The organism is Martelella alba, assembly GCF_005217455.1.
Lineage (GTDB): Bacteria > Pseudomonadota > Gammaproteobacteria > Enterobacterales > Enterobacteriaceae > Acerihabitans.
Map to the genome: position 1 here is coordinate 356,708 of NZ_SZPQ01000002.1, position 20,985 is coordinate 377,692.

Annotated in this window: 23 protein-coding genes; 3 read left to right on the forward strand and 20 right to left on the reverse strand. The window is 47.6% G+C overall.

The window, feature by feature from the left end; all coding sequences use genetic code 11:
- Positions 1-43: 43 nt before the first annotated feature.
- A complete protein-coding gene (locus tag FCN80_RS04030) occupies positions 44-418 on the forward strand; it encodes a helix-turn-helix domain-containing protein (RefSeq protein ID WP_136988595.1) in 375 nt (124 codons plus the stop codon).
- A gap of 337 nt (positions 419-755) precedes the next feature.
- On the opposite strand, the gene copM is transcribed toward FCN80_RS04030, so the two are convergent.
- From copM to FCN80_RS04065, 7 genes are all read right to left on the reverse strand, one after another.
- Positions 756-1,145, reverse strand: a complete 390-nt coding sequence (gene copM / locus FCN80_RS04035) for a CopM family metallochaperone (protein ID WP_136988596.1) — start codon at positions 1,143-1,145, stop codon at positions 756-758.
- 33 nt (positions 1,146-1,178) lie between these two features.
- Positions 1,179-2,231 carry an FAD:protein FMN transferase ApbE gene (gene apbE, locus FCN80_RS04040; RefSeq protein ID WP_136988597.1) on the reverse strand — a complete coding sequence of 351 codons (1,053 nt, stop codon included), beginning with the start codon at positions 2,229-2,231 and terminating at the stop codon, positions 1,179-1,181.
- Positions 2,232-2,440: 209 nt separating this feature from the next.
- The gene (locus FCN80_RS04045) at positions 2,441-2,743 is read right to left on the reverse strand and encodes a hypothetical protein (RefSeq protein WP_136988598.1); all 303 of its coding nucleotides are present in this window, start codon (positions 2,741-2,743) and stop codon (positions 2,441-2,443) included.
- 213 nt (positions 2,744-2,956) lie between these two features.
- Positions 2,957-3,133, reverse strand: a complete 177-nt coding sequence (locus tag FCN80_RS04050) for a con-10 family general stress protein (protein WP_136988599.1) — start codon at positions 3,131-3,133, stop codon at positions 2,957-2,959.
- Between the two features lie 405 nt (positions 3,134-3,538).
- Positions 3,539-3,994, reverse strand: a complete 456-nt coding sequence (locus FCN80_RS04055; protein ID WP_136988600.1) for a DUF6515 family protein — start codon at positions 3,992-3,994, stop codon at positions 3,539-3,541.
- A 361-nt stretch (positions 3,995-4,355) separates the two neighbouring features.
- Complete coding sequence (locus tag FCN80_RS04060; protein WP_136988601.1) at positions 4,356-5,267, reverse strand: cation diffusion facilitator family transporter; 912 nt, start codon at positions 5,265-5,267, stop codon at positions 4,356-4,358.
- A gap of 235 nt (positions 5,268-5,502) precedes the next feature.
- Positions 5,503-5,883, reverse strand: coding sequence for a S24 family peptidase (locus FCN80_RS04065; protein WP_136988602.1), 381 nt, complete (start codon positions 5,881-5,883; stop codon positions 5,503-5,505).
- 245 nt (positions 5,884-6,128) lie between these two features.
- On the opposite strand from FCN80_RS04065, the gene FCN80_RS26685 reads away from it, so the two are divergent.
- Both FCN80_RS26685 and FCN80_RS04075 read left to right on the forward strand, forming a co-directional pair.
- Positions 6,129-6,647 (forward strand): hypothetical protein, encoded by a 519-nt coding sequence (locus FCN80_RS26685; RefSeq protein ID WP_230492470.1) that lies wholly within the window; start codon positions 6,129-6,131, stop codon positions 6,645-6,647.
- A gap of 679 nt (positions 6,648-7,326) precedes the next feature.
- Positions 7,327-8,634, forward strand: coding sequence for a hypothetical protein (locus tag FCN80_RS04075; protein WP_136988603.1), 1,308 nt, complete (start codon positions 7,327-7,329; stop codon positions 8,632-8,634).
- Between the two features lie 68 nt (positions 8,635-8,702).
- Here FCN80_RS04075 and FCN80_RS04080 read toward each other — a convergent pair whose 3' ends face one another.
- The 13 genes from FCN80_RS04080 to FCN80_RS04140 all read right to left on the reverse strand — a co-directional run.
- A complete protein-coding gene (locus FCN80_RS04080) occupies positions 8,703-10,133 on the reverse strand; it encodes a phage head spike fiber domain-containing protein (protein ID WP_136988604.1) in 1,431 nt (476 codons plus the stop codon).
- A 3-nt stretch (positions 10,134-10,136) separates the two neighbouring features.
- Positions 10,137-12,197 carry a right-handed parallel beta-helix repeat-containing protein gene (locus tag FCN80_RS04085; RefSeq protein WP_136988605.1) on the reverse strand — a complete coding sequence of 687 codons (2,061 nt, stop codon included), beginning with the start codon at positions 12,195-12,197 and terminating at the stop codon, positions 10,137-10,139.
- Positions 12,198-12,200: 3 nt separating this feature from the next.
- Positions 12,201-12,791 carry a hypothetical protein gene (locus FCN80_RS04090; RefSeq protein ID WP_136988606.1) on the reverse strand — a complete coding sequence of 197 codons (591 nt, stop codon included), beginning with the start codon at positions 12,789-12,791 and terminating at the stop codon, positions 12,201-12,203.
- 74 nt (positions 12,792-12,865) lie between these two features.
- A complete protein-coding gene (locus FCN80_RS04095; RefSeq protein ID WP_136988607.1) occupies positions 12,866-14,053 on the reverse strand; it encodes an acyltransferase family protein in 1,188 nt (395 codons plus the stop codon).
- Positions 14,054-14,104: 51 nt separating this feature from the next.
- Positions 14,105-15,082 (reverse strand): gp53-like domain-containing protein, encoded by a 978-nt coding sequence (locus FCN80_RS04100; RefSeq protein WP_136988608.1) that lies wholly within the window; start codon positions 15,080-15,082, stop codon positions 14,105-14,107.
- A 2-nt stretch (positions 15,083-15,084) separates the two neighbouring features.
- Positions 15,085-15,792, reverse strand: a complete 708-nt coding sequence (locus FCN80_RS04105; RefSeq protein WP_136988609.1) for a hypothetical protein — start codon at positions 15,790-15,792, stop codon at positions 15,085-15,087.
- 3 nt (positions 15,793-15,795) lie between these two features.
- Complete coding sequence (locus FCN80_RS04110) at positions 15,796-17,208, reverse strand: ubiquitin-activating E1 FCCH domain-containing protein (protein ID WP_136988610.1); 1,413 nt, start codon at positions 17,206-17,208, stop codon at positions 15,796-15,798.
- Positions 17,205-17,534: a hypothetical protein gene (locus tag FCN80_RS04115; RefSeq protein ID WP_136988611.1), complete on the reverse strand. Its 330-nt coding sequence runs from the start codon at positions 17,532-17,534 to the stop codon at positions 17,205-17,207. Before FCN80_RS04115 ends, FCN80_RS04110 begins: the two co-directional genes overlap by 4 nt.
- A complete protein-coding gene (locus tag FCN80_RS04120) occupies positions 17,531-18,235 on the reverse strand; it encodes a hypothetical protein (RefSeq protein WP_136988612.1) in 705 nt (234 codons plus the stop codon). Before FCN80_RS04120 ends, FCN80_RS04115 begins: the two co-directional genes overlap by 4 nt.
- A complete protein-coding gene (locus tag FCN80_RS04125) occupies positions 18,232-19,179 on the reverse strand; it encodes a hypothetical protein (protein WP_136988613.1) in 948 nt (315 codons plus the stop codon). Before FCN80_RS04125 ends, FCN80_RS04120 begins: the two co-directional genes overlap by 4 nt.
- Positions 19,179-19,451 (reverse strand): phage baseplate plug family protein, encoded by a 273-nt coding sequence (locus FCN80_RS04130; protein ID WP_136988614.1) that lies wholly within the window; start codon positions 19,449-19,451, stop codon positions 19,179-19,181. Before FCN80_RS04130 ends, FCN80_RS04125 begins: the two co-directional genes overlap by 1 nt.
- A gap of 2 nt (positions 19,452-19,453) precedes the next feature.
- The gene (locus FCN80_RS04135) at positions 19,454-20,047 is read right to left on the reverse strand and encodes a hypothetical protein (RefSeq protein WP_230492471.1); all 594 of its coding nucleotides are present in this window, start codon (positions 20,045-20,047) and stop codon (positions 19,454-19,456) included.
- Positions 20,048-20,153: 106 nt separating this feature from the next.
- On the reverse strand, positions 20,154-20,985 hold an 832-nt coding region (locus tag FCN80_RS04140; protein WP_230492472.1), incomplete at its 5' end, for a hypothetical protein.

The window sequence follows — 20,985 nt, forward strand, 5'->3', positions numbered from 1 at the left end:
TGTACACTGGAACTTTTCCTGGCATCCTAGCAGGGTTAGCCTTATGCGCGAAATCAAACCCAATGAACCTTTGGCCGCCGCGTTGGCCAGTTGGATTGAGGATCACCTGGACCGTGACATTGCATTGCCGGAGTTGGCGGCGCGCTCCGGTTATTCGGTCTGGTACATGCAAAGCGTGTTTCGCGCCACCACCGGTATCGCGGCTGGCCGTTATATACGTGAAAGGAAATTGACCGAAGCGGTCTATCGACTACGGAATACCGACCACCGTATTCTTGATATCGCGCTGGATTATGGTTTTAGTTCCCAATCGCAATTTACGACGCTTTTCAAAAAATATTTTGGCGTCACGCCGCAGATGTGCCGTAATGACGCATCCCTCGTTTTGCGCTTGACGCCGCCATTGAATTTTGAATGATTTCACCAAGTTGAATTGGCGCGGCACCACGTCGGCAAGCGAGAGTCCCGCCTGAGGGATAAATCTGTCGTAACGATGGGATAGCCAATAAAAAAACCCGGACAATGCCGGGCTTATCACGGAAAACAGCTTAAATTTCCAAGCCTTTTTTACTCCGCTTATCAGCGCGTTTTTCCTTCAGGGTTTTTTCCGGCTTCTTCTTGGTGGCTTTATCTTTACCTTTACTCATAAACGCCTCGCTTATTCGTCAGTTGAGATAGATTTACCAAAATTTCCCCGTCAGCACCTGGGTACTATAGACTTACCAAACCCGCTGTCGAATTGCAAGCCGGGCGGCCTAATGCGTGTCGTGGGGATGGGCGTCCAGCCATGCCTGCATAAACTTGATTTCGGCCTGTTGCGCTTTGATGATATTCTCCGCCAGACCCCGCAGTTGGGGATCCTTGCCATATTTCAATTCGATTTCAGCCATGGCGACTGCCCCCTGATGATGAGGGATCATGCCTTGGGCGAAGGCGACATCCGGATTATCGTCTTTCACGCCTTCCAACATGTGTTCATGCATATCCGCCATGGAAGATATATATGCCTGGCTCGCCGGACTCAGGCCCTGCATGTCGCCCTCCGTATTCATGCCGGTCATGCCGGACATGCCGGTATCAGCCAGCGCGACGGGCGCGACGAACAACAGCGCCAGTAGCGGTAGTCGCGTTATCGGTTTTCTCATGCTTTGTTCCTTCTGCCCAACCGGCCTGGAGAATCAATTCGTGGATGCGGCGGGCAAATCGACAATAAAGGCCTTGAACTGCGGCGACATCCAGGTGGTGAATCCCCGATCGGTTTTGGTGATAAGATAAACTGCCAGCCCTTCCCGTTCGGCCAATGCTTGCGCTTTTCGGGTACCCAGCACCATCAATCCCGTGTCCCAGCCATCCGCTTCCAGAGCCGTGGCGGCGATGACGGTGGCAGAAACCAGTTTATGCTCAATGGGCCGTCCCGTCGCGGGATCGATGATGTGCGATACCCGTTTGCCTTGGAGTTCGTAATAATTGCGGTAAGTGCCCGACGTGCTGATGCCGTGGCCTTGTAAATCCACCACGGCCTGCGCGGCCACTTCCCGATCGGTGGGCTTTTGAATCGCCACCCGCCATGGCCTGCCCTGCGGCGACAACCCTCGGGAAACCACCGCGCCGCCCACCGAAACCAGATAGCGTGTGACGCCGCGACGCTCCATCAGGCGAGCCAGCGCGTCGGTGGCATACCCCTCGCCCAGCGTGGAAAGATCCACATACATATCCGGCAGGTCCTTTTGCAGCCACTGCCCCCGCACCCCCTCGATGAGCCGTAAATGCTGCAAGCCGGTGCGTTGCCTGGCCTGATCGATCTGCGCCTGATCGGGCATGGTCACCGGCTGCTTATCCGGTCCGAACCCCCACAGATTCACCAGCGGCCCCACAGTGATGTCCATCGCTCCGCCGGTTTTAGCGCCGATACGCAACGCGGTACTGACGATATCGGCCATACCGGCGGAGATCGGTTGCGGATCACGGCCGGCATAGCGATTGAAACGGGACAAAATCGAATCCTGGCGGTAAGTGGATATCTCGCTATCGACCTGATCCAGCGTATGGCGTATCTGGTCCTGGAGCCCATTGAGCGCCGCCGCCGGCGCAAAGGCCAACGTGACGCGGTAATAGGTCCCCATGGTTTTGCCTTCCGCGCTCCAGGTCGAACCAGCGGCCTGCGGTGCGGGTGATGTGTCGCAACCCGCCAGCACGATGGCGCAGGCGAGCAGAATTATCCGTATCTTCATGGCCGCGTATTCTTGGCCATGTGTTCATTGTTACCGGGCTTATGCCAACCACCCCTCATTCTTGATACCTATCCCCGCCACCTTCTGGCACAAATGGCAACACGAAATTCATCAAGTATATACTTGCCTTTATCAACGGGCTGGCAACAACGACATGCTTGCCGGACGAAGCCATCATTGGCCGGCAGATGACGAGAATATGGCCGCTTTCAGGGCAAGTCGGAGTGTGAGCCGCCCTGGGCATAATTGAACATCCGCTGAACGATCTCATCGGCGCCTTTGATGATTTCAGAGAGATGCGTGTCACTACGGGTTATCGCCTGCGAGTAGGCAATTTCATGGGCTTCATCCACCATGGCGATGATTCGCCCGCGAGTCTCGGCATCTAAATTGCCAAGAATCGTGGTAATGACAACTTGATAGGCGTGCGATGCCACGGTCAGTTGCCGTTCGCGGGCCTCCAGCGCCTGGATGCGTTCCAATAGTGCGGTGAAACGTGGATCATTTTCCATTTCGGCTTCCCCTTGGGCTTGATGGCATTGGTCCACCGCGCCATCACAATGGACCGGTCGGATAGTCGTGAGTATACAACAAATGATCCCGAGGGAAAGTTCCGTGAAATTCGTTTGTGACCGGCGGGTGGTTACTACTGCGCGGTGGGAAGGACTGGCGGTCGGGCCGACTGCCGCGCAAGCGGCAGTCGAGGCCTATGGCAGCGAAGGCTATCAGGATTTGCGGCTGCCGTGGCTGTTCATGCCACCTTTCTTACCCGCTTCGGACGCTTTTTCAGGGTTGTTTTTGAAACCGCCGGTGCCGCTATGCTGACCGCCTTTCTTGCCGGCTTCGGATGCTTTCTGTTTATCGTCCGCGAAATTGCCTGTGCCTTTACGTTGTCCGGTCATAATGACCTCCAGAGAAAGTGTTAAATCGAATGAGCAGATACATAGCCATCGTCTTAATAGACAAGGCGGAAGGAACCTTATTGCCCCCTCGTATTTACAGCCTAGAAGAGAAACTTTATTAACGCCAAATTATTTATCAAATAAACTATATTTTGAAAAAAATAACTGTTGCAAATTAAATTATTTTTTAACTATTTATCATAATTATCACCCCCTGTTTTGCCCGATAATTAGTTATGTTTTTAATAATTTAAATTGCATATAATTTTCCGCCAATGTAAACATGCCTAGACGTCTCACGGACAGGCGACCGAAAAACACGATCTGGGATCTCATGAAATAACCTTGATCAACGCGAAAAAAAACGGTGCCTGGCGGACACCGTCGTTGTGAGATAATATGGCCTTACAACCCGGCGGGTCTGGGAACTTCGAGATACTGTCCATTGATATCACGGCGATAGTAATGCCCTTGGCTCACGTAATAACGCTCGCCATTCAAATCCAGCACCGTCATATTGCCATTATAGCCACCCGAGGCATAACCGGGCGCGGCCGGCGCCGCCGGCGGCGCATTAACGACCACATATTCGTTATTGTGGCGCTGGTAATAAACCCCATCCAGCACATAATAAGTCAATCCGGCCACCAGCACCGTCGCGGCCAGGCCTGGCAAAAAGCCGAACCTGTCTCCGGGGCGAGGAAAACCGCCCACCCAACCATGAGGACCATAATGGTAAGGATGATGATAAGGCCCGAACCCAGGCCCGGGACCCGGCCCGCCATGCCACCCCGGCGCAGCAATACCCGCTACCGGAATAGCCAGGCTCAGCGACAACAGAGACACCAATAACTTTTTCATCTTCGGATACCTAATGGAACTACGCCTGATAACATACCCATTTCTGATAAATACTATTAGGGCTTAACGGATTATAAGCAATATCCTTTACGCATCTTTTGTCGCATCTAACGATATCCTTACTATTGGGAAATAATTACTTGCAAATAAAGCACGGTCAACGCGCCCATGACCGTTGGCCGGCCATGTAACCATATCATATCAATGAATATTGCCCCGGCGATGATAAGCCTTTCTCATTTGCCGCGCTCCCGGCGCAATGTTATTGTTGCAAAAGCCTTCGGTTTCTCCGGGGCTGTTGTGATGTTGGACACCCACTTGTCTTTTGCGTGGGTGTTTTTTTTTGCCGAAAGCAGGGAAATTATTTTACCAGATCATCCAGCCGTTGGTCATCAATACCCGCCGGTTCCAGGTGCGCCGAAACCTCCGCCGCGGGAAACAGTTTGCGCACCGCCGCCTCGGCGGCGTCGCCGATATCATGGCCGACATCCACAGTCAGTTGACCGTCGACCTCAACATGCAACTCGACAAATACCCTGTCACCGCCGTTGCGGGTACGGATGTCATGCACGCCCCGCACCCCCTCGCAACTTAGCACGGCCGCCCGGATCCGCCGGCGCTCTCTGACATCCAGCTCCCGGTCTAAAAGCTGGATCAACGCCGAAAGCGCCATGCCGCGGGCATTCCATAACATATAGCAGGAAATGCCCAACGCCCCGGCGGCGTCTGATCGCGTCCAGCCAAACCGATCGTCGAGCACCAACGCGACCAGAACGGCAATATTTACGGCAACATCGGTGACATAATGGGCGCGATCGGCGGCTATGGCGGTAGAGCCGGTGCGCTTGACCACGAAGGTCTGCATCGCCACCAGGAACGCCGCCACCAAGCTGCTGCCGATAATGACCAGGATACCGAGGGTTTGCTGGGAAAGCGGTTGGGGATGAATCAGGCGTCCGATGGATTCGATACCCAAGATCAGTCCCGCGCCGCCAAGCAAAAGCGACTGTACAAACGCGGCCACCGCTTCGGCCTTGCCATGGCCGTAGCGATGCCCTCTGTCCGCCGGACGCTGTGCATAATACACACCGGTAAGGGTGACCAGGGAAGCCAGAACATCCACCAGACCGTCCGCCGCCGAGGTCAGCAGCGAAATGGATCCGGTTGCCAGCCAGGCCCATATTTTAACCCCCACCAGGGACAGCGCGACGCCCAATGACGTTAGCGAAGCCAAGCGTGTCAGCCGTTTTTTCGCGGTATGGGTGGTTTTCATCAGGCCTCTTTCCCGTCAGCGCGTTTTACCGCTCTTTCCCAATATTGTTTTCCGAGGTTCATTTACTTTTTCATAAGACAACCGGACAAACACCGTTTAGTGGCCATTGCGTCAAGAATATCCGCTAGACTTGACCCGGCCGACGCCGATAGGCGCCGGCACAAATAGCGGCGTGGTAGGGTATCAATTTCAATGGGTTCCGGTCCACGCAATTTTAGCCAATGTCGGCCGGCTCTCACAAACAGGGGGTATCGTCACCGTCTCTTCCCTGCAGACTGTTGACCGCGTAGGTGACCACGCCGAACACCGCCACCCCTTCCTGCTCCGGATCAATAAGCCTTTTTTCACCACGCGTGCCCAGGCTTTCCAACGCCGGTACGGGGTAAAGACGCAAGCGGCGGATAACATAGGCCCCTTCCACCGCCGCCAGCACAATGCTACCGTGGGCGGGTTTCAATGCCGCGTCCACCACCAGGATCGCCCCAGGGAAAATGCCCGCCGCCAGGCAGGCCTCCTCCATCCGCACCAGAGAGGTGGAGGCCGGATGGGGTATACAGGCTTTATCGAGGCTGACTCGATTTTTAATGTCACTCTGCGCCGGAGAGGGGAAACCCATTTGACACCTCCTATACTGTATTTTTATACAGTATAGTGAAAGCCTGATGGCATTGTGAAGCACCCGCCGGCTCCTTTCCGCCATCCACCTGATAGGCCGGAAAATTCTTTTTATCCGGCTTAGCAGCGCGATACCCACGATAATTCACAAGGCGCCATGACGGCCGTGGGCGCACATGATCAACAAGAAGGCAAAAAGCCCCATGGCAAGTGTATACTCAATGTGGCTTATGGAACATTTGGCGAATGCCTACACCGCCAATGCCTGTTATCAAGGAGACAAACATCAACAAAATCGCATGGTGCGTTTCCACTAACATACCCTCAATCGGCATTTTTCCCGCTGCGCGGCAACCGCGACACGGCGGGGCCACGGATTGCGCCCGTGGACGTTACGCGCCCAGCCGACTGGCGAAATGGGCCAAGGCTCGCTCCGGGCTGCCAGCCGGGTTGATAGCGACGGTGTTGTTGCTGTCGGCTTGCTCGTCAACCTATAAAGGCATCGAATGCCGCGGCGAAATCAAACGGCTTTCCGGCCAGCCGCTGGGTGAAACCCAAGCGCTAATTATTGATCATTTCAGTTCTTTTACCGTCACGACTGCCGGGCAGACGGTGAACAGTGGTATGCTGCATTCCGCCGACCGGACACAATATATCCCGTCGGCGATGACCCGTGAGGGTTTTCTGGCGCAGCGCTTGTCGGATAAGCGGTTTAGTATCGTCGATGCGGCCGGCGATCGTTGGACAACCTATACCTGCCCATGATGACCGCGCTTCACCGCGTTTGATGGCGGGTTTCGCGCGAATACCCGAAAATCGGGGAAGGAGAAAATGTGGAATTTAGCAATACAAACCCCATCGTCGACCGATGGATTTGGCTAGGCAGTTGCGGCCATGATGCCGATAACCAATTGAATAATGGCGGAGAGAGAGGGATTTGAACCCTCGGAAGGATTGCTCCTTCAACGGTTTTCGAGACCCACCAATTATCATTATTTATCATAGTATTATATTCATTATTGAGAAAAATACACTGATTTCAGCTATCGTAAAATCATGATGTTACATTCATAAGTTCGTTATTTTTCTCATCATCAAACTGAATATTACATCCCCGGACAATCACCAAATTCCCCTGTCCCCATACCATTGATCACCCACGTCACTACACACCAGCAAAGCAAACCATCCTCATCGTTTTCTGGTATCGGTACATGCTGCCCTGGTGCCTCCAGGCTCTCCAGACGCCTGCATGGCAAAACCACATACCGGCAGATGACCAACTAACCGTTCGACATTTGGGTATGTAAACATATCGAGAAAAAATACAATGCATGTCATTGAATGGCTATGGGATAGTGTGCAAGATGATAGGAAAAGTTGAAAAGTTGTAAGTTCTAAGGTACATGAATAAATATTAAAAAATCTAACCAGGAGTATATTTATGCTAGACGAATATTCAATCGACCATCGTTCGGATGCAATCATAGATAGTCGCACTAGGAATTATTTCGAGGAAATTAAATCTTCATTTACTGTGGGTAATTATCGATCCGCCGTTGTTATGCTTTGGTCTGTTGTTATATGTGATTTGATTTTTAAGCTTAAAGATCTTTCTGATTTTTATAACGATACTACAGCGAAAAGTATTCTTGATGATATCAAAAAAAAGCAAGATGAAAATCCAAACTCACCAGCTTGGGAAATGGATTTGATAAAGTTGGTCATAGAACGAACAAACATTATAGATCGGACACATAGAGCAGGATTGGAATATCTCCAATCTCAGCGACACCTATCCGCTCACCCAGTGATCCATGAAGGAACTGAATTACATCGCCCAAATAGAGATGAAGTCCGTGCAATGATGCGACATGCTTTAGATAGTGTTTTAACTAAACCCGCATTACCTACACGGCAAATAACTGAGCAGATGCTTCAAGACATAGAGAAAATTAAAAACTTATTTCCATCAGATCATTTACTAACCACATATTTAGAAAGCAAATATTTTTCTAAATTTTCAAATGAAGTGGCAAATGCGGTATTCAAATCTTTATGGAAATTGGTTTTCAGAACTAAAAACCAAGAATGTGATAGAAATAGGGATATAAATTTCCGCGTACTTATTTTATTATCAAAAAAGGAAATGGCATTAACTTATGAATGGGTTTCTAAAGAGGTAAAATATTATAGTAATATATCAAATGATGATGATATTTTATCTTTAACGGTTAAATTCTTGGCCATCAATTCAAGTTTGTATAATCTTTTTGAGGAACATGCTAAAACGGCAATAAGTCAACATGCAAAATCTAATACCTCATCAATAGTTTATGCAAATTTTTTATTTGATAATATTCAGGCACAAGTCGAGGCATTTAAAGCCGCACTACGAAGTTTACAACTTACAAGCATTGAAAGAGAAGAATGGGATTTCTTGATAAATTTATGCGAAAATAATGAAGAACTACACAGTATTAGACATCTTGCAAACATATATTATTCCGAAAGTCGCAGTTTTGATATTGCGGACAGAAGGTTTTCTCAGGCGATAACTACTGAACTTGAACATTACGAATTAGATGATTTAATTGACCTTGTAAATAATTCAAATGGTAACAGTCAATGTTATTCTCGCGGACGTGCATCGATAGATCATTTAGATGTCAGAAATAAAATTCTCAAAATAAGTCCTAGATACGACTTCACACCGCACAATCACTTCTTCTCAGAAGTAACTAAACTTTAAAGTTAAAGGATACCCCCAATAGCCTAAAAAATACTTTACAATGATCATGGGCCATCCGTGGCCCGTTTTTACAGATAGGACATGGCGTTTTCCATGTCTGATTCAATAAGCGAAACCGGCCAATAAACAAATTTATTAACATATCCATTGAGATATTGAGTTGATGTATAAGTTCCCTTGCCTATCAATAACGTCGATAATGCAGTCGGTAATGCTGTTACAGCCATAGAATACCAATTGTAACCGTCAAAAACTTTCATTTCAAGAGATGATCCATCGAATGAAAATATTGCCGATTGAGTACTGTCTCGAACCTCCAATAAACTAGGAACCTCCAGATTTTGTGCGGTCCCACTTGTATCAGGAATATCGCCCAGCGCAGCGCCTTCGGCTCCTGTCGTTGACGGTGGGCGGTACGAAAACCGTATCGCCGGGTATTGAGTGGTAGCGCCCTGACTGATTACGCATGCCGATGCCAATGAGCCATATTTCCCGGTAATTAATTGCAAACTATGCGGAAATGTTACTGAAATAAAAATGGTACCAGAAGAGGCGTTGACAAAATCAGATGACGGATTTGTTACTAATTGGTCTGAATTTCTTGACGCTGAAACACCCGTAGCGGGAACATATGAGCTGCATCCATCACCTCTTTCCGGTTGCGCTCCCCAAATATACAAATATGTTGGTGTTGTAGGTAGGTATGACGGCAATGCCGTTGCAGATGCATCGTTATTAACAAGTGCTACGGTAAATTGTGGTGATACAGCGGTTGATGGCGTAATGGTTATTGAACAACGATACCAACCATTTATGAATGGTTCTATTGTTGTCTGTAGCAAACCGACAGTAGAGGATCCGGCAGAAATTTTACCGATGACGCCATTTTCCAAATCAAAATTGGCAAATGCTGTAACATCGACCGCGCCTTGGGCGGCCAATTGGATTATTTTAGCGGTCCCCGCTTTTGCAAAAATGCTGAATGTATAGGGATTGCTAACTACAGCATTTCCCTGCGTTATTGCTAACAGTGTACGCACAGCCGCGGATGAATCTGTAGCCTCGATAATTTTGGTAGCAGTTGTGTTTCCATCCGGCGATATTTCATTATTTGATGTTAATTCAATATTCGCGGGCGTCCAGCTTTCAGTCTGTGTAAAATCTTGACTCCATAGAATCTGATTGGTGGCAGAATACTCAGACCTAAATCCAAGACAGTCATGCGTAATGGGGTGATAGTCTATTGCCGGAACATTAGCCGCCACATATTCCAATAATCCCTCAGCATTAATCTGTGTTGCTGTAGTGGAACGAGAAAATGATAAAATATTAGTAACGTCAGTTGCGCGAGTTATAGCCCCTGCAAGATTTTTTAAAATAAATCTTCCTTTTTTAAAATCAGCATATAAACTGGCTCCGTCGGGTAGTGGAGCATTAACGGATGGTAATAACGATGTATCACCAATATAAGATTTATTGCTCTTTATTACGGTAGCCATAAATTATATTCCTGCGTTTAGGTTAGTTGTTACATTGGTTTGCGTACCAGTAAGATTTAGGCTGTTTTGTGCGTTCCCAGCACAATGGTTAAATGAAATATCAACATCTGTCAAATCTCCAGATATTGAGATTGGATATTGTTGTGTAACTGTATCCTGTGTGTCCCTTATTTTATTATTTGCAATAGAGCTTTTTGAAATGGCAACATCGGATTGAATACCATTACCAGAAACGGATTGACCATTATTGTAAATTTTATTATTGGTAATATCGACATTTATCGCATCGCCGCCTTCAAAATGAATGCCATGGCGACCATTCAAATAAATGTGATTTCCAGATATGCTATGATTCTGATTCTCATGATTAAGTTTTATATTAATGCCATCTTCCCCATTGTTGCATATATGGTTTCCATCGAGAGAATAAGCGCCTTCTAAAACATCTGAATTTGTTGTATTGAAATAAATTCCATGGCTGGTATTTTCTTTAATTATATTATTTTTTAATATCCCATAGCTCCCCGGCTTACCGCCGCCATTTGTACCAACTGAAGCCTTGAAGCCATATTTATTTGCTCGCAAATTATTGTTTATAGCGATAAGTCCTTCAATACCGCAATCGCCAATTCCACCATAATTGCCAGTACAAATATTATCCGTAACAATTGCATCCTGTGCTATACCATTTGACAATTGAGGCTCAAAAAATATTCCATAATTAGTATTTCCATTGCACACATTTTTTGATACAAAAATAGGTTCACTATCTAAATTGCTTGTTCCTAAACCTATTCCAGAAGCCCCTGCATCTCCAACCACCGCCAGCCGGCCGCAATTTTGAACCAGACAACGCGTTATGGAGACATTATTTGGCATATCGACACCAAGACCGGTTGCGCCAGTATTAATAATTGCAATATTATCAATCACACAATTTTGATAGTATTGCATGAATATCCCTTTTATGTCGGGAATATAATTTCTTGTTGGATGTATTTGCTGGTTTTCTCCGTCAATTGTAAAATTGCTAAATAACAGATTTTGTATATAAGTGCCGTTCCCTCTATAATATATAGGGGCCTGATAACTCATTGGTAGTAAAACAGTAGATCCTCTTCCTGCTCCAACTAAAGAAACATTTGATTTTGGCGTGGTTGGAAAATAACATTTATAATTTCCTTCTGGAATAAATAATGTTCCTCCGCCATTAGCATTAAGCCAATCATATCCACGTTGTAGCGCTCTATGAGCGTCATCATTTTCTTTTAAACCGCAATCTTTTGCGTTTAATATCAATCCTGATTTTCTTAATGAATCTATTTGAGATTTCATTATCGTCATCATATTCTGAATTGAATCAGGTAAACCAGGAAGCCGCAGATCGCCGAACTCGTCAACCGATCCATAGGCTGCGTTTTCCGCATCGGTTAAACGTAATATATGAGGCGCAAAATTTTTATTAGTTAAATTCACTCTATCTTGCAATGATCCATCAATCCCAGGAATATAAATATTCCCATCATTGTCTGATACTGATAATGGATTACTATTAACGTCCAGAATAATTGCTGTATTTTCATTAGTCTCAGCATTAATAAGCGCATTGATTGCCTCAATCGCTGCCCCACTCGGATACGTTTTCTGTGCTCCGGTGGAGTCGAGTACGGCTGTAGGAGTGCCGCTCACATTTTCCCAAATGGCATACGTCTGAGAATTATCTGTTGAGATAACAGAGAACAGACCGTTATTGGGGATAGTTCCCGTAGTAATAGCAGTCTGAGCTAAATCCATAGTGGCATAAGCGTTGCCAAGGCCGGCTACGGAGTCGGCAGCAGTAACAGCGTCGTTTTTCGCAGCAGTGGCATCAGTAACAGCCTGCTGAGTAGTAACTACGTTCTGGCCGGTAGTTACCACGTCAGCGGCGGTTTGGGTGGCGGATTGCTGCGCTGCGGTCTGGGCGGCCTGGGCGGCCGTGACATTCTGCACTGTTTTCTCAACAGCATCGGCAGCACTGGCGGCCGCCGCAACGGCCCCAGAATTAGACGGATTGAACATTCCCATGGATTAATATTCCGCAGCGCTGAAAACATGGCCGGGAGTGGCCGCGTAGACTGAAATCGCGAACACTGAATAAAACTCGTAATAGTCACCCGGATAATTACCCTGAGACGGGGTTAACCCATAGCTGCCAGGAGTGGATGCGCCGGCAACACCGCCAGTATCGTTCAGCCAGAGAACCTCCGTAGTTGATAGATTCTGTATGCGATAACGGCGCCGTGCGGCGTTCGCAGGCATAATCTGAGTCGATACACCGGCCCCCCACGTCAAATTAAATGTTGCCCCCGTACCCGCGCCCGAGGTAGCAACCTGGGCGACGGGATTGGTCGGTGTAGCCGCGCTGGCTACGCTGCCGATATTGGCAACTGAAACCGCAGTGATCACACCGGCATTTACGGTCGTGACCAGCAGGGAGACGCCATTTCCTATGCTGATGGTGTCGTTGACGGCATAACCGGTACCACCAGCAGCAACCGCCACGGCACTGACACCGGCATTCACGGTACCACTGCGATCAACCAGGGTGCTGGCCGGCATTTCGGAGGACTGGACGGGAATGGAACTGGCAGGATTACCCTGATCGTTTGGATAGGACATTTATACCTCCAAATATTTTACAATAAAAAACCCGCCTTGGCGGGTTACGTGATATTTATTGAGTTTATGAATCTTTAAATGGAGTTTCTTTTTAATTCAGAACTTTTTTTACCGCTTATCTTATAAACCAAAAATTCCCTAATGCAGGGCTCTATTTTTATGCAAATAACATATGACAAAAACCCAATAATAATTATAACCATCAATAAAGAAATCCACTTATTAATTCCAAAATCAACCATTAACCTTAACACTACAGAACCGGTAACCGCATGCAATAAATAAAATGGATAAGTCATAAGCCCCATCTTTCTAAGTATTTCACTTAACATACCATTCGATGTATTTATAAATGATTTTTTTGATACCACAAAAATTACAATTACTGAAAACAACCAAATTAATACCGGGATTTCCCATAAATAAATGTCTTTGGTAGAATTCATGAACTCAAAGGCGTGAATATAAACCTCAATCGATCCACCAATTATAGAAATTAGGAATGTTATTTTTTCATAAAAATTTAAACTCCTTGTTCGGGACAAAAATATAAACATTCCAGTAGAAAAAAGCGAACCGTGTCTAAATTGCATGAAATTATAAAAAATATAATTATTTTCCCCAACAAATGATATGTATTTACCTACCACGTATGATTGTTGGAATAAATTTGAAAAAAGCATAAACACCATATAAATAAAACTTAATATGGACAAGATTGTCGCTATTCTGCCTAATGTTAGGGTATCTGAAAAAAATAGAGAAATAAAAATCAAAAAATAAAAAGAAACTTCATACATTAAAGTCCAATAGCTTCCATCAATCCATCCAATCCATCTATCACTATTGGGAATAAAAAATAAAGTATGGAAATATTCTTTAACGAGCAATAAGTTCAAATTTTTACCAACCATCAACATGACCATTAGGGTTATTGTTGCACAACACCATATAGCTGGATAAATTCTTAATGCTCGTTTAAAAAGAAAAGTTAAAGGTTTTTTACCTAATGATGAATTGGATATAACAAAACCAGAAATCACAAAAAAGATTTCCACACCAATCCATCCAACTTGGCTGATAAATTTTATTTCATTGTAATTTGCTGCATTATGGAAAAATCTACCGGGAGTAGTCCCTAAAAATGACGACCAGTAACATAAATGAAAAACCGCAACGAATAATGCAGCGAAAAAACGCAAACCGTCTAGTTCGGGAAAATAATTTTTATTATTATTCATCATATGTATAAGAAATGACAATTAATTTTTCCCATTTTATCACTAACACATGTGTAATGCTATTTAATCTCCCTATATTCCCACTACAATATACGATGCGCCAGACGCAGCGCGGGCTGTATTTGTACCGCTAGAACCTACTACATAGGCCGGGCAATAGATAATAATATGTTGCAAATCACTGCCTTGCGTAATCCCATACGGAATGCATCCGCCACCAACATCAGAAACCACTCCCGCGAAATACGATGTTGTAAATGCAATCGGTAGTGCGAATGAAACCGCGTTATTTCCCGCCGGCAGCGCTTGCCCAGTAGTTCCCCATTGTATAATTATTCCATTAGGCAGTTTTACATAACCGTTCGCCGATTTGGTTGCCAGGAACTGCCCCAGATTTATCGCCTGGTTTGCCTGAGTGGCCGGTAAAACAGACAACGCGCCACCAGCGTTACCACACAATTCCCATGACGTCAGCGACACATTCCAGACCACCTCAATGATGCCGTTTACGACGATCTCCCCACCCTGTAATGCCAACCCTGATTGCCCTAATATGGGATACGCAGACAAGCCATTGGGCGCGAACGTAGACGCCCCGGTATTGGCGTGGGACGCTTTGAATTTCAGTTTCATGCCATCGGTCAGGGCCGTAATGACAGGGCTATATGTAGCAGCGTAGGCGTTCGCCGCACCAGTATCGGCGGCATAAGTGTACACCTGCCCTTGAATAAGTTGCTGCTGAGCCATGGCCTGGAGCGTCCCGGCGGTAATCAGGTTTACCGCAAAGTCATTCGCCGACCAAGCAAGTGCGGTTGTCCCTTCCTGGGCGCGGAGCATCGTAATGGTATCCGTGGCGACATTGGTCACGTGAACAATTTCCCGTAAGGTTTGCGTAGCCGCGTCGGTAAAGGTCAGTTTGAAATATTGGTTTGCCACCGGTTGCGGGAAAAGCGCGCCGGAGCCAGGGGAAAGATTTGCGGTAGTGGCTGTATTGCTGATGCTGCTGGCGAGAATCGACGAGGCGTTGTTAGCCATTAGTAAAGTTTGCATGATTATCCCATTATGTTAACAGTAAAAGAATATTGGAACGGCAGGTTTAAAACACCGCTTTGTACTGCGGCTTGGAAAACAGCGATATTCGGTAATGCATCCTCTGATGCAAACGTTGATTCGATGTCGTTAAAAGGTAACGTGTTGAAAGCGGTGCTGTTATACAACGTTCCGCCGTTTATTGTCCTGATACCATTCATCAATGTTATGGTTACATCGTTAGACGTGCCGAACGTCACGCTAATTTGATGAGTATCATCAATATTTGGGGCTGTGCCATTTTTACCCGTCAAGAATCGCATTATACGGCGCTTGAGCCATTGCACATTAAAACGCATGCCATCACCTTTATAAAAATTCCAGGTGATAATGCGTTTAAATATATCGTCGTTGGTAATGTAATAATCGGATGGACCCGATAATTTATAGTAGCCAAACGGTTCGGTATTGAAAGCAAATGTGTTGTATTGCCCCACGGAGATACTGATACCTGATGATAATACCGGTCGGGTTAATCCATAAATTCCCTGAGCGACCCAATCCAATAATAACCCGGCTATATTATCAGCCGTATATATCGGAAGATTTAACGATGAAAACCAGTCCAGGCGGTCCTGTGCCAACTGGTTAAATGCCATAACAAAAGCTTGCAAATCGTCGTCGTCATTATATTGCGTGTAAAGGTAGGAAGGGATAATTGTTGTCAGCACAGTTTACCCCTGATTTATCGTTATCGATGCGGTATCCGTATAAAAATAGGACTCTGCATCGCCATTGATTAATTGTGTTCCTGATTCGGGTTCCGTTATCACGCCATCAATTGTTACGACAAAGGATAACGACGTTATAAGATTGGTGGCAATGACGTTGGCAACGGTGGTCTGAAACAGGGATTGCAGTTCCAGTAGATTTATCGGCTGGCCGGCATAAATCCCGTTAATGTAATCGACGATGGCGGGATTAGCCAATTGAGCAATCGCAGCCTCGGAAACGTAGTTATTGCTCTGCGTATTCCATGTGACCGTGATCCCCACGGTTTGCTGGGGTGGCACGATAAACGGCACGACATACGTATCCGGAAAAGAATTGATGCTGATGGACTCGTTTCTCAGGTTGGGGGTTATCATCCCGCCGCTGGTCCACGCCGGCAATGAGGTGGTGTTTACGCCGATACTGAACGTTTTTTCGGTCAACACTGTGACCGTAAGCGACACCCCATTTAACGCCGTGGGTCCGATCATTCCGGTTATCTGAATAACCTGACCCGTCGAAAAACCGTGATTGAGGTCGGTCGTGATAACGCCAGGATTAGCGGCAGTCAAACCCAATACTGACAGTGTGCTACCAACCAAATTTGACGTATCAAACAACGCCTGCCAGATGGCATAGGCGACATCATAAGGATCCCCGCCGCCACATAACACTTTCCATTTTGTTCCGGATTGCTGGTAAGAAATTAACCGCGCCTGAACGCCGGAAACATTGGACAGCAGCGTTTTCAGCATATTCCCTGTACCGGAACTGGTGGCAAGGCCCGACTGTAAAACGCGGGCGCGGTATGCCTCCCATGTCTCAGCATCGCCCCCTGGCGTTCCGGCGGTTAAATTGGTAACCGATAGGGATACGGATGCGGGAACTGACGTTATGATGGTTGTGACCGTTCCTACCGGGACAGCCCAGCTGCCACTATCCGAAGCCAGACAGTAAACTGTGCCGGTAGTGCCTCCGGACGGAATAATGACACCAGACTGGACAATGTACTGATAGGTGCCATCGGAAACGATGAACCCTTGGGGTATCACGTACCCAGGGATGCCGGTAAACGTGACGTAGACGCTGGTATTAGACGCGCTATTTTTTATAGGTCCATAAATCTGGCCCAACTGATTGAGCAAAAACTCATTGGCGCCATAGGGCGTAACGCTGTTTATTAGGTCAACACGCGCCTGGTCCGCCATGATCAGCGCGCCGACATCGGTACTGCTGATATCGTCAATGAGCGATCCGGGCAGATTGGCCGTGTAGCCAGGGCTGAGCAATTTCACCGCGTCAATCAAATCGGTGTTCAGTTCCGCCGGCGTTTGAACCTGTAACCCGGTTGTGGTCATTACTGTTTCGAGCGTCATAGGGCCACCTGGGTAATTAACTGCGCGCCGGAATTCGTGAGCGCATTAATTTGGTATGTCGGCGGGTTATCTGATGTTGCAGAGATAACCAGATTTGCAAAATACGGTGCGAATTGTTTTTGCAGACGTGCGACGTAGTACGTCGGCAAAACCTGCTGAATAACCGATGATTGCGCCGGTATGCCATAATCAGCATGAAACGGCGATTCTCCTGGGGCCAATTTAGTGCATTGAGCCAGGGTTGTGATCCAAACAGCATCATCAAAACCATTTTCATCGGTTATTACCTCCACCCATTTGCCATTTATTCGACCGTAAGTCCTCATGGTGCAATGCTCCCTCCGCTAAACGGTGTTGATGGTGGTCCTGATCCGTCGTCGCTGTGCGTATGGCTGTTGAGCCACGTTATCAGCGCCGCCCAGGCGTTATGCATGGTTTCAGGGGATGTGCTTGCCGTCTCATCAGTTAGCGAGCCATTCTGTCCGGATAGCGCCCACGCGGAGGGGGTGAGTTCAAACGAGGTTCCCCCTACGGTCGCCTTCACCGAACCAGGGGAGACCATGGTTATGCTGTCTGGCGTGAGCGTGAAAATGGTGTTACTGGACTCATCACGCAATACCACTCCATTGGGGCCATAGACCGTGACCGCATCCATATCGACGTTTGACCAGGCCGTATTGCTAATGGGCAGGAAAACCAGTGCGCTGAGGTTGGCCGGCGTATCTAGCCCCGCCACGCCACCGCCCAGCCCACTAATGCCGCCCAGGTAGAAATCGGAGGGGATAACAAGCCCTTTGCACCCTGGCTGGATGGGATAGCGGACATACTCCGGTCCGAATAGCGGCATTGTCACATTGGGCAGCGTGAACTGGCTGGTTATCTGAAACGACACGGTCACGATGCTGTTGTCATTGCTGACAACGATGGCCGGCAACGATTTCCCCAGCAATTGGATTGCGTCCAGTATTTTCCGCTCGCTGAACTGATTGAGCGACAGCGCCAGCGGTGTTTTTTGCCCTACGCTCATGATGTGGATACCCCCGCATCAATAACCGTTACCCAGGCGTTGCCGTCAGGTTGCCGACTATTGCCCACCAGCCGAACACGCTGGACCTGAAATGTTCCCTGGAATATGGACGATTGCCGGTATTGCGAATAGGAGGATGCCTGCGTGGTTGCTATCGCGCCAGGGGGCAATTTGATGTAATCCCCTACATTGATATCGGCTCGCATTACGCAGGTTAAATTGATCACCTGATTTTCAATCCAGGTCGGTTGACCTATCAGATCGGTGAATTTTAACTGTCTCGGAGTAGCGGCGGTTGTGCCATCGTAAACGACGAACTTCCCTGGACGGATAATGATATCCACACCACTATAGTTTGTTGTAATGATGGACTGCGATACCTGTTTTACATAGGCGGCAAATTGGGAGATTGTGGCGTAAAACCCAGGCGCATCGTGCGAGAGAACCAGGGACGAACTTATGTTTATCTCGATAGAGTAGTCAGGAAACGCCGTTGCCAGGGTGTTTTTTATGGCGGTCGCCAGTAAGGCGCCTTTCTTCCAATTGATAACGATATTTTTGGGGGACGCCGGCGTACCTCCGCTGGGATTTACTATCATATCCAGCGTCTGGTTAACCCCCTGCCAGTTTCCGAACGCCTGTTGAATAGTACCCTGCAACACCAGTCCAGACTGAGACGGATCCGCCAGCGGCAGACCAGCAGCCATGCCGGCGAAAATCTGGATATTCATGCCGTTGAAATTGGATGCCTGAGACAGCATGTCTATCCCTACGCCCCAGATTTTCACGAACGCCGAACCCATGGGCGTTGCCATCGGATACAGCGGAATATCCAGTTCAACCAGTTGCGCCGCAGGATTGGTATTCCCATTCGCCAACAGGCTGGTGAATTGCTGGAGCTGTTTTCCGTTCCCGTCGGTAATCCGGATGTCGTAATAGCGCATCAGTCAATCACCTCGATCTGGCTATTGGCAATCCGGTAAACGATTTTTGTCGTGAAGTATCCTGCCGTCAGCGAAATATCATAATCCGCCGGCGATCCGACCATCGGCAAGGTAAGTACCAGCGTCGAATTGCTGTCAAAAATATTCAGGTACCAGCGCTGGCCGAAAATATTCCAGGTGACAGTGGCGTTATATAGAGCGCCGTCCAATGTCGGTTTAAATGAAAAGGCACCCGATGTCGGGGACTTGAAATCAATATAGGTCGTTGCCATGATTAGCCTGTGAGTGTGCCGATCAAATTTTTGGCATCGGTTAGAATGGTTGATATTGTGCTACCGGCCGCATTTAACAAACTCGTCCAGCTGGTGCTGGTCACCTGTTGCCCGCTGCTGATTTTCGACATCAGGTTATTCAACACCTGTTCGGCGGCCGCCTGGGTAATCAGTGGCTGTTCGAAATCAAAACGCCATTGCTGCTGCGGCTGTTTGCTGGCGCTTCCGGAAACATCCGTCACCCGCGTCAATATGCAGTTATCCCAGACGTAAGACGGCGTCGCAACGATGAACGTGCCACCCAGCGAGCAATGCTGCGATAATGCCGCCTGTAGAGCGTTAATGGTCACAAATTTGGTGATATAGCCGCCAGATGTGTTTACCGGGCAACTCATTAGCATGCTGACATTATTAGGCTGTGCCAAAATAGCGTTAGCGGCTACGGTCAGATTGGCAAATGGATATTGGCCTATCTGATTGTTGATCATCGTCGAACCGGGCAGCGGATAAAATTTGCAAAAATAGCTATCCAGGTCAACATCGACGGTTCCCGACAATAGCCCCACCAGAAAATTGGCCGCCTGAGTCAATGCCACAATCGGTAACAATCCCCCGGGAATATTCTGAGCCAATCCTCCATTGAGGATTATAGGGGATATCTCAAACCCTAACTGATAAAGCGTTCGGACGGTACTGGTCATATTAATGCGCCAATTGACTGGAAATTACGGTAGCATTACCACCGGTGGCGTTCTCTATGCGAATAATGGTGGAGGGTGAATAATCAGAACCAGATTCCCGTTTTGCCATCGCGGAAATTAATTGCGACATGATGCCGGAATCGTTCAGGTTTAGATGGGCATTTGGGTCAACTCCCATCCGCTGCGAAACGAAACGGATGTATGAATCAGTGTCGTTATGGTCGGATTTCGGGGCAAACGTAGACACTATATCATTGATAGTATTTATATTTTTCCCGTTAAACTGACCATTGGCATAACGTTGCAATTGTGCCCATGCCGCCCGTATACCATCATCACTATTTTTGAACGATGCGAACCCATTAACCGAAGGAACGCCTGGGGCAGACCGTAAATTTAATGGATTATGATAGGTCCAATTCACCAGTTCACGGTGCTTATCGACAATCCAATCCAGCGGACCCGCCAACCAGTTACGTTTCTCCAGCCCAGATGATCCCACTGGTTCCTGGGAATTGATGATATCAGGCGCCGCGGGGCGACCAAGAAAGTTAAACCCCGGATTGCCTGAACTACTGACGGGGGCCCCATTTGCTGAACGAACCCCCCAGGGCAAATCACTATTATCGTCCCCCACAATCCAATGATAGGAGCGACTAATGCCATTAATGAGCTTGCCTAACCCATCCATGAACGCGCGCACATCATTGGGAAACTCCGGTGAGTTCAGGTAATCACCGAATTTTTTCACCCCACCAGCTAAATAGCTGCGCCTAATACCGCTACACTTTTGCCTGACCATGTTTTCCTCCGGGGAATGGGCTGGCAGTTTC

Coding starts and splice junctions, on each gene's coding strand:
- FCN80_RS04030 (WP_136988595.1), top strand. CDS start 44: ATGCGCGAAATCAAACCCAATGAACCTTTGGCCGCCGCGTTGGCCAGT.
- copM (WP_136988596.1), bottom strand. CDS start 1,145: ATGAGAAAACCGATAACGCGACTACCGCTACTGGCGCTGTTGTTCGTC.
- apbE (WP_136988597.1), bottom strand. CDS start 2,231: ATGAAGATACGGATAATTCTGCTCGCCTGCGCCATCGTGCTGGCGGGT.
- FCN80_RS04045 (WP_136988598.1), bottom strand. CDS start 2,743: ATGGAAAATGATCCACGTTTCACCGCACTATTGGAACGCATCCAGGCG.
- FCN80_RS04050 (WP_136988599.1), bottom strand. CDS start 3,133: ATGACCGGACAACGTAAAGGCACAGGCAATTTCGCGGACGATAAACAG.
- FCN80_RS04055 (WP_136988600.1), bottom strand. CDS start 3,994: ATGAAAAAGTTATTGGTGTCTCTGTTGTCGCTGAGCCTGGCTATTCCG.
- FCN80_RS04060 (WP_136988601.1), bottom strand. CDS start 5,267: ATGAAAACCACCCATACCGCGAAAAAACGGCTGACACGCTTGGCTTCG.
- FCN80_RS04065 (WP_136988602.1), bottom strand. CDS start 5,883: ATGGGTTTCCCCTCTCCGGCGCAGAGTGACATTAAAAATCGAGTCAGC.
- FCN80_RS26685 (WP_230492470.1), top strand. CDS start 6,129: ATGCCTACACCGCCAATGCCTGTTATCAAGGAGACAAACATCAACAAA.
- FCN80_RS04075 (WP_136988603.1), top strand. CDS start 7,327: ATGCTAGACGAATATTCAATCGACCATCGTTCGGATGCAATCATAGAT.
- FCN80_RS04080 (WP_136988604.1), bottom strand. CDS start 10,133: ATGGCTACCGTAATAAAGAGCAATAAATCTTATATTGGTGATACATCG.
- FCN80_RS04085 (WP_136988605.1), bottom strand. CDS start 12,197: ATGGGAATGTTCAATCCGTCTAATTCTGGGGCCGTTGCGGCGGCCGCC.
- FCN80_RS04090 (WP_136988606.1), bottom strand. CDS start 12,791: ATGTCCTATCCAAACGATCAGGGTAATCCTGCCAGTTCCATTCCCGTC.
- FCN80_RS04100 (WP_136988608.1), bottom strand. CDS start 15,082: ATGCAAACTTTACTAATGGCTAACAACGCCTCGTCGATTCTCGCCAGC.
- FCN80_RS04110 (WP_136988610.1), bottom strand. CDS start 17,208: ATGACGCTCGAAACAGTAATGACCACAACCGGGTTACAGGTTCAAACG.
- FCN80_RS04115 (WP_136988611.1), bottom strand. CDS start 17,534: ATGAGGACTTACGGTCGAATAAATGGCAAATGGGTGGAGGTAATAACC.
- FCN80_RS04120 (WP_136988612.1), bottom strand. CDS start 18,235: ATGAGCGTAGGGCAAAAAACACCGCTGGCGCTGTCGCTCAATCAGTTC.
- FCN80_RS04125 (WP_136988613.1), bottom strand. CDS start 19,179: ATGCGCTATTACGACATCCGGATTACCGACGGGAACGGAAAACAGCTC.
- FCN80_RS04130 (WP_136988614.1), bottom strand. CDS start 19,451: ATGGCAACGACCTATATTGATTTCAAGTCCCCGACATCGGGTGCCTTT.